At 76.6% G+C, this 11,719-nt stretch carries 7 protein-coding genes; 2 read left to right on the top strand and 5 right to left on the bottom strand.

Features of this window, described 5'->3' with window-relative positions:
• Positions 1 to 142 precede the first annotated feature (142 nt).
• Positions 143 to 301, top strand: coding sequence for a DUF5679 domain-containing protein (locus tag ACOJUI_RS05895; RefSeq protein ID WP_422117143.1), 159 nt, complete (start codon positions 143 to 145; stop codon positions 299 to 301).
• Between the two features lie 195 nt (positions 302 to 496).
• On the opposite strand, the gene ACOJUI_RS05890 is transcribed toward ACOJUI_RS05895, so the two are convergent.
• The 3 genes from ACOJUI_RS05890 to nudC form a co-directional block, all read right to left on the bottom strand.
• Positions 497 to 787 (bottom strand): WhiB family transcriptional regulator, encoded by a 291-nt coding sequence (locus tag ACOJUI_RS05890; RefSeq protein ID WP_422117142.1) that lies wholly within the window; start codon positions 785 to 787, stop codon positions 497 to 499.
• A 311-nt stretch (positions 788 to 1,098) separates the two neighbouring features.
• Positions 1,099 to 3,213 carry a UvrD-helicase domain-containing protein gene (locus ACOJUI_RS05885; protein ID WP_422117141.1) on the bottom strand — a complete coding sequence of 705 codons (2,115 nt, stop codon included), beginning with the start codon at positions 3,211 to 3,213 and terminating at the stop codon, positions 1,099 to 1,101.
• A gap of 60 nt (positions 3,214 to 3,273) precedes the next feature.
• Positions 3,274 to 4,191, bottom strand: a complete 918-nt coding sequence (gene nudC / locus ACOJUI_RS05880) for an NAD(+) diphosphatase (protein WP_422117140.1) — start codon at positions 4,189 to 4,191, stop codon at positions 3,274 to 3,276.
• 47 nt (positions 4,192 to 4,238) lie between these two features.
• Here nudC and ACOJUI_RS05875 point away from each other — a divergent pair, with 47 nt between their 5' ends.
• Positions 4,239 to 5,198 carry a phosphotransferase gene (locus ACOJUI_RS05875; RefSeq protein WP_422117139.1) on the top strand — a complete coding sequence of 320 codons (960 nt, stop codon included), beginning with the start codon at positions 4,239 to 4,241 and terminating at the stop codon, positions 5,196 to 5,198.
• 4 nt (positions 5,199 to 5,202) lie between these two features.
• Here the strand turns inward: ACOJUI_RS05875 and ACOJUI_RS05870 are convergent, their stop codons facing one another.
• The gene (locus ACOJUI_RS05870; RefSeq protein WP_422117138.1) at positions 5,203 to 8,472 is read right to left on the bottom strand and encodes an ATP-dependent helicase; all 3,270 of its coding nucleotides are present in this window, start codon (positions 8,470 to 8,472) and stop codon (positions 5,203 to 5,205) included.
• Positions 8,469 to 11,645 (bottom strand): PD-(D/E)XK nuclease family protein, encoded by a 3,177-nt coding sequence (locus ACOJUI_RS05865; RefSeq protein ID WP_422117137.1) that lies wholly within the window; start codon positions 11,643 to 11,645, stop codon positions 8,469 to 8,471. The genes ACOJUI_RS05870 and ACOJUI_RS05865 overlap by 4 nt, the downstream gene beginning before the upstream one ends.
• Positions 11,646 to 11,719 lie beyond the last annotated feature (74 nt).

The following is an 11,719-nucleotide window of genomic DNA, read 5'->3' as shown; positions in this document are numbered from 1 at the left end:
GCGACGGGCCGCCCCGATCGGGCCGCCATGCTGATTCGTGCCGCGGGCCCGGTCCCGTTACAGTGATTCGGTCCCGGCCTCGCGGCGAGCGCTGCGCGTCCGGGGAGCCGAACACCATCATTGAGGACATCGAGGAGCGGATATGGCTGACGAGACCTATGCCGGAGATTTCTACTGCGTGAAGTGCCGGGAGAAGCGGGAGGCCGAGGGCAACGTCGTCGTCTCCAACGGTCGTCGCATGGCCAAGGCGGTGTGCCCGGAGTGCGGCACCAAGCTCAACCGCATCCTGGGCAAGGCCTGATCGACGCACTGCGAGCCCGCGAGCGGCAGGAGATCAGGCAGAAGGCACGGCCTGATCGACGCACTGCGAGCCCGCGAGCGGCAGGAGATCAGGCAGGACGCACAGCCTGAGGCCCGCTGAGCGCGCACGACGAGGGGCGGGGCACCATCCGGTGCCCCGCCCCTCGTGCGTCCGAGGCAGGGTCCGCCCGGCGGCTCACGCGCCGGGGTCCTGGTTCTTGCGGGGCCGGCCGCGACCGCGCTTGACGGCGATGATGCGTCCGGACTCGAAGATGGCGCCTCCCCAGACGCCCCAGGGCTCGGCCCTCTCGAGGGCGCCCTGGCGGCACTCGGCGATCAGGGGGCAGGCGGCGCACAGGGCCTTGGCCTGTTCGAGCTGGGCGGGACGCTCGGAGAAGAAGAGCTCCGCGGCCTCCGCGTCGTGGCACGGCAGCGTGGTCGCGGAGAGGTCCGCGGGGGTCAGGAAGGTGGTCGTAAGAGAAGTCATCGTCTCGCTGCTTCGAAGATCGTCGGGGGACGAGCCCGTGAGGGCCGAGGTGCGGCAGCGGCGCCGCACCGGCAGCGAGGGAAGGCCTCGTCAGCTCAGGCTGGCACCGCGGGGGCAGAGCCCCGTTCGCGCTGGAGGGAAGCGGGCGCGCCGAAGGGGCGCGGGCCGTTCTCCGCGATGTTCCTGATGATCACTGGGCCACCCCCTTCCTGTGCGCGCGTCCCGGTGTCCCGGACCACGACGTGGACGATTGACGGGGATGACTCTACACCGCCCCGACGAACTGCGGAAGTGTTTTTTGACCTGCGGTTTCAGCGCCGCGCGGCGGCCTCGGCGAGCAGCTCGAGCAGCTCCGCGCCGAAGCTCTCGACCTTGCCGGGGCCGATGCCCGGCACCTCCAGCAGCTCCTGCTCGCTGCGCGGGGCGCGCTCGGCGACGGCCTCGAGCGCGGCGTCGGTGAGGATCGCGTACGCCGGGGCGCCCTGGGTTCCGGCCCGTGCGCGCCGCCAGGCCCGCAGGGCGCTCAGCACCTCCGGGCCGGCCGGCGAGGGGCAGCCGTCGTGCCGGCCGCGGCGCTGCTCCGCCGGGGTGATCAGTCCCTGCCCGCAGACCCGGCACTCCGCATAGACGGTGGCGGAGCGGCGGCCGGTGCGGCGGGGCCCGGCCCCCGGGGCGGTGCGGGGGGCGTCGGGGTGGTCGAGCACCCCGTCGAGGAAGCGCGAGGCCCGGCGGGAGCCGCGGGCCCCGGGGGTGCGGGCGGCGGACCAGCTGACGGTGAGCAGGTCCCGGGCGCGGGTCAGGGCGACGTAGAACAGTCGTCGCTCCTCCTCGATCTCGGCCGGCGTGCTCGCCATCGAGATCGGCAGCAGGCCGTCGCTGGCGCCGACCACGAACACCACCGGCCACTCCAGACCCTTGGCGGCGTGCACGGAGGCCAGGGTCACGCCGTCGACGACGGGCGCGGCCTGGGCCTCGGCGCGCTCCTCGAGCTCGCGGACCACGTCCGCCATGGTGGTGCCGGGGCGCGCGGTGACGGTGTCGGTGAGGCCGACCAGGGCGTTCAGCGAGTCCCAGCGGTCACGGATGGCGCCGGTGGTCTCGGGGGCCTGCTCGGACCAGCCCTGCTGGGAGAGCACGTCGCGCACCGCCCGGGCGGGGTCGAGGTGCTCGACGCGGGCGGCGGCGCGCAGCGCGACCATCGCCCGACGCACCTCCTGGCGCTGGAAGAAGCGGTCGCCGCCGCGCACCAGGTAGCCGATGCCGCGGGCGGTCAGCGCCTGCTCGAAGGCCTCGGACTGGCTGTTGGTGCGGAACAGGATCGCGATGTCGTAGGCCCGCCGGCCCTCGGTGATCAGGGCGTCGATGCGCTCGGCGATGCCGTCGGCCTCGGCGGGGTCGTCGGCGAAGGACTCGACGATCGGGGGCGGCCCGGGCTCCCGCTGGGAGGCCAGGGTGAGGCGGGTCTCGCGGGTGCGGCCGTGGGCGCCGTCCAGGACCGTGTTGGCCATCCGCACGATCTGCGGGGTGGAGCGGTAGTTGCGCTCGAGGCGGATGGTGCGGGCGCGCTTGAACTCGCTGCGGAAGTCGAGCAGGTAGGAGGCGCGGGCCCCGGCGAAGGTGTAGATGGTCTGGGCGGCGTCGCCCACCACGCAGAGGTCGTCGGAGGTCCCCATCCACAGCCGTAGCAGGGCGTGCTGGAGGGTGGAGACGTCCTGGTACTCGTCGACCACGAAGTGTTTGTACTGGGCGCGGATCTCGCGGGCCACGTCGGCGCGCTCGCTGAGGAAGCCGACCATGTGCAGCAGGACGTCCTCGAAGTCGATCACGCCGCGCTCCTTCTTCACCTCCTCGTACTGGGTGAGGATGCGGGAGATGGAGCGGGAGTCGAAGCCCGCCACCCCGGGCCGACGGGCCTGCGCGGCGGCCTCCGGGTAGGCCTCGGGGGTCAGCATCGAGACCCGGGACCATTCGACCTCGGCGACGATGTCGCGCAGGGCCGCGCGGTCCACGCTGAGGTGCAGGCGCTGGCAGGCCTCGCCCACCCCGGCGAGCTTCTGGGGCAGGATCTCGGGCATCGGCCCGCCCACCACCCGCGGCCAGAAGTGGCGCAGCTGGCGCAGGGCGGCGGCGTGGAAGGTGCGGGCCTGCACCGCGGGCACCCCCAGGTCCCGCAGCCGTGAGCGCATCTCGGCGGCGGCCTTCGCGGTGAAGGTCACCGCGAGCACATGGCGCGGGTTCAGCTGGCCGGTGGCCACGCCGTAGGCGATGCGGTGGGTGATGGCGCGGGTCTTGCCGGTGCCGGCGCCCGCGAGCACGCAGATCGGGGTGCCGAAGCTGCGCGCGACCTCGCGCTGCTCGGGGTCGAGGGCGGCGAGCAGGCTCTCGGCGTCGGCGGGCGCGGTGGGGTCAGCATCTGGAGCGGTCATCGGGGCCCATCCTGCCAGCGGGCACCGACGCGCCGCGGCAGGCTGTGGACGGCGGGTGGCTCACACCTCGGCGGAGCGGCCGAACCAGTCGTCGATCAGGGCCCGGCCCATCGAGGCGGGGCCCGGCAGCTCGATCTGCCCGGCGGCGAGCTCCGCGGCGAGCTCCTCGCGGGAGAACCAGCGCGCCTCGACGATCTCCTCCTCCTGCAGCGTGAGCTGGTCGCCGTGGGGCGCCCAGGCGCGGTAGCCGAGCATCAGCGAGCGCGGGAAGGGCCAGGGCTGGCTGCCCACGTACTCGACCTCCTCGACGCGCACCCCGACCTCCTCGGCCACCTCGCGGGCGACGGCGTTCTCGAGGCTCTCCCCGGGCTCGACGAAGCCCGCCAGCACCGAGTGGAACCTCCCGCGGAAGTGGGCGTTGCGGGCCAGCAGCAGCCGGTCCTCGCCGTCGCGCACGGCCATGATCACGGCCGGGTCGGTGCGGGGGAACTGCTCGATGCCGTCCTCCCGGCAGCGCAGCACCCAGCCGGCGGTGGTGGGCTCCAGCAGCTCCCCGCACTGCGGGCAGTGCCGGGTCGCCCGGTGCCAGGAGCCCATGGCCACCGCGGCCAGCGCCAGGTCGGCGTCCTCCGCGGCCAGCCGGTCGGCGACGTGGCGCAGGTCGCGCAGGTCCCGTCCGGGATCGTCGAGCTCCGCGCTGGGCTCGGGCAGCTCGACGGCGAGGATGCGCCGCCCCTCGCGGCGCCCCATCAGCACCAGCGGGGCGAGGATCCCGCTGCGGGGGTCCTCGGTCTCCAGGGCGACGTGCAGGGCGCCCTGCTCGTCCTCCTGCAGGGCCACCGCTCCGGCCCGGGTGACCAGGTAGCGCGCATCCTCCCCGGGGGCCAGCACCTCCGGGTCGGTGCGCAGCAGCGCGTCCCGGTCGGAACCGAGCAGGGTCAGGGGGGTGTCCAGGTGCGGTCCGCGGAGCTTCGCCATGGCCTGAGCCTACGCGGCGGGCGGCCTCGGCCGGGTACGGTGGGCGGGTGCATCGCAACTCCTACTGTCTGGCTGCCCTCGCCGCGGCGGCGGTCCCCGGGCTGGTCCCGGTGCGGACCGCGCCGATCGCGACCCCCGCCGAGGATCTCGACGTCGCCGGGGTGGTCGGCGAGGACGGTCGGCGCCTGATGGTCCACTCCCCCGGCTCGACCGCCGCGGGGATCCGGCTCGAGCGCGACCTGCGGGTGACCGACGCCCTCACCGGCACCCCGCTGCGCGGGGTGATCCCGCCGGTGCTGGGCTTCGTCAAGCTCCCCGAGGGCGGCCGCGCCGCGGTCACCGAGGCCCCCGCCGGACGCCCCCTGATGCTCGAGGACCTGCAGCGCAGCGAGGAGCTGGCGCGGTCGCTCGGCCAGGTGCTGGCCCGTGTCCACACCGTGCCGCGCTACGCGGCGGAGGCGGCCGGGGTGGAGTCCTTCACCCCGGAGGCCCTGCACGCCGAGCACCGCCAGCGGGTGCGCACCGCGACCGCGGGCGGGCACCTGCCGGCCGCGGTCGCCCAGCGCTGGGAGGGGCTGCTGGAGGACGCGGAGCTGTGGGACTTCACCCCGCAGTTCGTCCACGGCGACCTCTCCGAGGAGAGCCTGTTCCGCTCCGGGGACCGGGTCAGCGCGGTGCGCGACTGGTCGTCCTCGAAGGTGGCGGACCCGGCCGGGGACCTGGCCTGGCTGGTCGCCTCGCTGGATCCGGAGCGCTTCGACCAGCTGTACGCGGCCTACCGCGAGGAGCTGCCCACCTCGACGCATCCGCGGCTGATGGCGCGGGCGCAGGCGCTCGGCGAGTTCGCCGTCGCCGAATGGCTCGCCCATGGCCTGGAGACGAAGGACGAGGCGATCATCGCCGATGCCCGCGGCATGATCGCGGACCTCGACGCGGACCTCGCGCAGCTGGCCCGCGACGAGGCCGAGCGCACCTTCGAGCAGATGCGCTCCCGCGACCAGGCCTGAGACCTCAGTCGGCGGTGAGCATCGCCGCGATCGCGGCGCGCGAGGGGTGACGGTCCACCTCGTGGGTCACCCCGTCGGCCACGAAGTGGAAGGCGGTGCGGATCCGCTCGAGCGGCATCCCGGTGCTCTCGTGCCAGGCCAGACGGTAGAGGGAGAGCTGCAGGGAGCGCTCGCGCAGCTGCGCGGGGCGGGGCACCCGGCCGGTCTTCCAGTCCACGATGATCACGCCCTCGGTGCCGTCGCCGCCCTCGGGGTCGGCGAAGACGGCGTCGATGATGCCGCGCACGGCGATCTCCCCCACCCGGGTCTGCACCGGGTGCTCGACCGCGATCGGGGTGCGGCCGGCCCAGGCGGAGGCGGCGAAGGCCTCGCGCAGGGTGCGGTCGTCGGCGCTGCGCTCCGGGTCGGCCGAGGCGTCGGCGAGGTCGGCCAGGTCGTCGAGGTCCAGCAGGGCGGCGCTGTCGTAGCGGGACTCGAGCCAGGCGTGGAAGGCGGTGCCGCGGGCGGCGGCCGGGGAGGGCCGGCGGGGCAGCGGCCGCAGCAGGTCGATCGCGGCCGCCTGCGGGTCGTGGGCCTGCTGGACCACCTGGGAGGCCGACAGCCGCGGCGGTGAGTGCACCAGCGGCGGGGCGGCCTGCTGCTCGAGGTCGGCGACCGCCCGGCGCACGAGCTCCGCGAGGGCCGGATCGGCGAGCTCGCCCGGTGCGGCCGCGGCGGCGGCGAGCAGCTGTGCGGCGCGGGCCCGGGACTGCTCCGCGGGTCCGGGGTCCGGGGGCCACTGCGCCTGGGGGCGCTCGCTCTCCAGCGGGTTCTGCTCGGGCACCGCCTGCACGGTGCGGAACGGCTCGGGCACCAGGTCGGTGACCTCGGCGAGGTAGCGGGAGCGGGGCCTGGCGGAGGCGAGAGAGCTGCGCCACGCCGCGGAGGTCAGCAGCAGCCGGCGCCGGGCGCGGGTGACCGCGACGTACATCAGCCGGCGGTCCTCGCGCAGCGACTCCTCGCCCTGGGCGAAGCGGTACTGCGCGATCAGCTCCTCGGCGTCGACCTGCGTGTCGGCCTGCGCCCAGGCCAGCTCCGGCAGGGTGTCGGCGTCGCCGCGCAGCGCGGTGGGCACCGACGCCGAGGCCAGCGGGCCCAGCCAGCCGTCGGCGGGCACCCGCAGCCGCCCGGACTCGTCGCGCTTGGCGCGGCGCAGGTCGTAGGAGGGGACCGTGCCCTCGGTCAGGCCCGCCACCGCCACCAGGTCCCATTCCAGGCCCTTCGCGGAGTGCATGGTGACCAGGGTGACGGCGGACGGATCGGCCGCGGCCTGGGGGGCGGCGGTGACGGCGAGCCCCGCCTCCTCGTCCTCGCTGATCTCGAGCAGGTCGAGGTAGGCGCCGAGCCCTCCGCGGCGGGCGGTGCGCTCGAAGGCCGCGGCGTGGTCGCGGAAGGCCTCGAGGTCGGCGAGCGCGCGGGAGTCGGGGTCGGCCTCGGCCAGGGTGAGGTCCACCTCGAGCACCCGGGTCGCGGCGGTGATCAGGTCCGGCAGCGGCAGCGGGAGCAGGCGCCGCAGCTCCCGCAGGATCTGCTGGACCTGCAGCAGGCGGGCGCGGCCGGTCCCGCTCAGGGACCGTCCCGAGGGGTCGGTCCAGTCGGCCGGCGGGAGGTCGTCGACGGCGTCGACCAGCGAGACCGACTCGGCCTCGTCCTGGCCGCCCGGGGCCTGCCCGTCGCCGCGCAGGCGCGAGCCCATCCGGTCCCGCCAGCGGCCCAGCACCGCGAGGTCCCGGGCGCCGAGCCGGAAGCGGGGCCCGCTGAGCAGGCGCATCAGCGCATCGCCGCGGCCGGGGTCGTGGGCGCATTCCAGGACGGCCCGCACATCGGCCACCTCGGGCCGGTGCAGCAGGCCGCCGAGCCCGACCACCTCGGCCCGCAGCCCCCGCTCCTCGAGCCCCTCGACCAGGGCGGGCAGCTGCCGACGGGCGCGCACCAGCACCGCCGCCGAGGCGGGCTCCTGGTCGGCGGGCCGCTCGGCGCGGCGGGCCAGGATCCAGTCGGCGATCGCGCGCGCCTCGGCGCGCTCGTCGGCCGCCTCGATGATCTCGCAGGCGCCCTCCCCGGCGCCCGGACGGGGCTGCAGCTCGGGGATGGTCAGCCCGGCGCCGGCGGTGCGCAGCGGGGCGGCCAGGCGGTTGGCGACGGCGAGCACGGCCTCGTCGTTGCGCCAGGAGGTGGACAGGGTGCGCTGCAGGACCGGCTGGGCGGGGGTCGCGAAGGCCTCCGCGAAGCCGGCCAGCGACGCCGCCGAGGCGCCTCGCCAGCCGTAGATCGCCTGCTGGGGATCGCCCACCGCGCAGGCGGCGTGGCCGGGGCCGAAGAGGTCGGTGAGCATCTGCAGCTGGGCGACGGAGGTGTCCTGGAACTCGTCCAGCAGCACCACCCGGTGCAGGCGCCGGGCCAGGTCGCTCGCCGCGGGCACCTCCCTCGCCACCCGGGCGGCGAGGGAGACCTGATCGGCGAAGTCCAGGGCGGAGGACTCGGTGCGGATCTCCGCGAAGCGCTCGAGCAGCGGGAGCAGGGCCAGGCGCGACTCGAGGGCGCCGAGCACCGCGGCGACGGCCTTGGGGGTGGTGCGGCGCCGGCCCTCGACCTGGAGCGGGATCCCGCCGAGGTGGTCGCGGATCTCCCGCAGGTGCTGCTCGAGCTGCGCGGGGGTGACGAGGTGGTCGGCGAGCGAGGAGGTCAGCGAGAGCAGGGCGGCGGTGAGGGTGGCCGGGGAGGCGTCGAGGTCCAGCGAGTCGTCCCAGCCCTCGACGATCTCGTGGGCCAGCTGCCAGGAGGCGGAGGTGGACATCATGGTCAGCTCGGGGTCGATGCCGACGGCGAGGGCGTGCTCGCGCACCAGGTCCAGGGCGAAGCCGTTGTAGGTGTGGACCACGGGGCGCTGGCCGACCAGGTCGTCGCCGCCGCGCTCGAGGCCGGGCGGCAGCGGCAGGCCCTCGGCGCGCAGGGCGCCGGCGAGGGCGGCCAGGCGGGCCGAGATCCGCTCGCCGAGCTCGTGGGCGGCCTTGCGGGTGAAGGTCAGCCCCAGCACCTGGCGCGGCTGGACGATTGCGTTGGCGATCAGCCACACCACGCGGGAGGCCATGGTCTCGGTCTTGCCGGAGCCGGCGCCGGCGACCACCAGCATCGGGGCCAGCGGGGCCTCGATCACCGCGGTCTGCTCCGCGGTGGGCGGGGGCTGCTCGAGCAGGGATGCCAGGGCGGCGGCCGAGAAGCGGGGGGTGCTCACTGCTGGTCTCCTTCGGGCTGCAGGGGGCAGCTGCTGCGCACCGCGCAGCGCGAGCAGTGGGAGTTCACGCGGGCGGTGACCCGCTCGCCGGAGACCTCGTGGGAGACCTGCCGGACGAGGTCGTCGAACCAGGCCGGGTCCTCGGCGCGGGACAGGGCGGTCTGGGTGCGCACGGCGGCCTTCTTCCCGCCGGTGCCGACGTAGACCAGCTGGGCGCCGTTGAGCCGCTGCGGGGCGTCGGGGCCGAGCTGCTCGGCCAGGGCCCCCTCGCGCACGGCGACCTGGTAGGCGGCCAGCTGCAGGTCCTGCTCGGCCTGGGCGGCGCTCTTCGCGGCGCGGCCGGTCTTGAGGTCGACCACCCGCAGTCCGGTGGCGTCGCCCTCGATGCGGTCGATGCTGCCGCGCAGCTGCACCCGCTCCAGCTGCACCTCGAAGGGCGCCTCCACGGCCAGCGGCTCCCCGGCGGTGCGCAGGTGCTCGGCGAGCAGGCGGGCGGCGTCCTCGGCGCGGCGCACCCGGCGCCGGCCGGACCAGGTCTCGGTGCCGGGGACGGTGCGCAGCAGCGCGTGCAGCTCCGCGAGCAGATCCGCCTCCCCGGCCGCGGGGCCGCGCGGGTGGACCTGGGCCAGATGGTGCAGGGCGGTGCCGATGAGCTGGGCGGGGCCCCCGGAGCGGGTGCCGCCGGCGCGCTCCATGAGCCAGGACTGGGGGCAGTCCACGGCGCGCTCGAGGGCCGAGGGCGAGAGCCGGATCGGGTCCTCGGGGTCGTGCAGCGGCGCCGAGGAGCTGGGCTCCTGGTGGTACCAGTGCGCCGGGTCGGTGCCGGGGGCGCCGGCGCGGCCGAGGGCCCCGAGCGCGATCGCGGCCTCCTGCGCCCGCTGCGGATCCTCCTCGCGCAGGCGGCGGCGCAGCGCGGCCACCAGGCGGCGGGCGTCGGGGGCGGGGCCCGGGTCCAGGCGCAGGGTCTCCAGCTCCACCCACGGCGTCCCGGACAGGTCCTCGAGGGCCTCGAACAGGGCCGAGGGGGCGAGCTGCTCGTCCTCGACCGCGGTGACCAGCACCCGGTGGCGGGCGCGGGCCAGGGAGCTGACCGCCAGGCGCAGCTCGTCGGCGAGCACCTGCTCGCGCTGGAGGGCGCGCAGCAGCTCGGGGTCCGCGGGCAGCGCGCCGCCGGCGCGGGCGCCGGCCAGCAGCGAGAGCTCGGCGGCGCCGAACAGGGTCGAGCGCAGGCGCAGGTCCGGCCAGGCCCCCTCCTGCACGCGGGCCAGCACCACGGTGTCGCGGTGCTCGCCGGCGAGCTGGGCGGGGGTCAGCACCGCGATCCGGCCGCGGGCGGCGGCGGCCGGGGCGAGGGTGTCCTCGACGACGGCCTGGGCGCGGATCTGCTCGACCAGGTCGAGACCGCCGGCGCCGGGGCGGCGCTCGGTCAGCCGCTCCGCCGCGGCGAACAGCTCGAGCAGGGCGTCGAGCCGGGAGCCGGCCATCCGGGAGCGGGCCCCGTCGACGTCCCCGGCGGTGCCGAGCGCCGCCCGGCGCCAGCCGCCGGCCAGTCCGGAGGCGTCCCAGGCGTGCCACAGCACCTGCTCGGCGTCGGCGTCCCGGTGCGCGCGCACGGCGCGGATCATGTCGCGCAGGCGGTGGACGGGGGCGGCGGCACGGTCCCTGGCGGCGGGGTCGGGCAGCCCCGGCACCTCCTCGTCGACCAGCGCGCGGGCCAGCAGCTGCTCGCTGGTGAGCTCGGACCCGGGCTCGGCGGCGCGGTGGGCGGACAGCAGCAGGCGGCGGATGCGGCGCAGGCGGAGGGTGTCGGCGTCGCCGAAGGGGCCGCGCAGCAGCTCGGTGGCCAGGCGGGGGGCCAGCGGCGCGTCCGCCGGGGCCAGCCCGATCTCGAGCACGGTCAGCAGGTCGGCGATGGCGGGCACCTCGCGCAGCGGCTGGGGGCGGCGGGGGGTGCGCACGGGCAGGCCGGTGCGCGAGAGCAGGTCGGCGACGTCGGCGACGGCGGCCCCGGAGCGGCACACCACGGCCATGTCGTCGTACTCGACCCCGTCGCGATGGTGGAGCTCCCGCAGCGCGGAGCCGATCAGGCGGGCCTCGTCGAGGGGGTCCTGGGCGCGCAGCGCCGCGAGACCCGAGACCGGCCCGGACCGCGGGCGACGGGTGCCGGCCGGGGCGCCGGCGAGCGGGAGCCGGCCGCGCAGGGCGTCGACCGCCGCGGTGGGTCCGTCCGCCTGGGCGTGGGCGCCGGCCAGGGCGACCTCGGCGACGGGCCGGGGCAGCAGCTCCCGCAGCCGGTCGGCGGCGTCGGGCAGCGCGCCGCGGAAGGTGTCCACCGCCGCGTCGGGGCAGCTGCTCACCAGCACCCGGGCGCCGGTCGCGGCCAGTGCCGCGACCAGGTCGATCGCGGCGGCGGTGAGGTCCTGGGCGTCGTCGACCACGACGGCGCGGAAGGGCGGCGGGGTGCGCGGATCGGCGAGCAGGCGGACCGCGCGGCGCACCAGCGCCCCGGAGTCCAGCCGGGGTCCGGCGTCGAGCGCGGCGGAGGACTCCAGGTCGAGCACCCCGAGGTAGTCCCGCAGGATCGCGGCTGCGTCCCGCCAGGCCGGGCGGCTGCGCTCGCGGCCCAGCGCGTCCAGGTCCGCGGGGGTCAGTCCCAGCTCGGTGGCGCGGGTGATGAGGTCGCGCAGCTCGGTGCGGAAGCCGGGCAGGGTGCGCGCGCCGGCGTCGACCGCGAGGTGCCAGGTCTCGCGCCCGGCGATCAGCTCGGCCAGCAGGGCGTCCTGCTCGGCGCCGGTGACCAGGGTGGGCTCGCCCAGCCCGCGGCGCAGCGCGTCGGCGCGGACGATCGCGTGGCCGAGGGCCGGCGGGGTCATCGAGCGGGCCCGCCCGGCGCCGCCCACCGCGAGCGCGTCGCGCAGTCGCCCGGCCGCGAGGCGTCGGGGGGCCAGCAGCAGCGTGTCCGCTCCCGCCAGGTCCGCGGCGGTCAGGGCCAGCGCGGTGCGTCCGCTGCCGGGAGCGCCGTGCACGAGCACGTCGGTGCCGCCGAGGAACAGCTCCAGGGCATGGCGCTGGGCGGGGTCGAGGGCGTCGGCGCCGTGGACGGGCGGCAGCGCCGCGAGATCGGGTCCGAGCAGCCGGATCCCCTCGCCCGTGATCGTCCCAGTGCGCCGCATCCTCCCATTCCATCCCATCGGCGACGCGATCCCCGACATCGGAGCGGCGTGCCGACGGCGGTAGAGTGTCCTGC

This window comes from Brachybacterium sp. UNK5269 (genome assembly GCF_049266655.1).
Classification (GTDB): Bacteria; Actinomycetota; Actinomycetes; order Actinomycetales; family Dermabacteraceae; genus Brachybacterium.
This window is presented reverse-complemented; position numbering and strand designations above follow the sequence as displayed.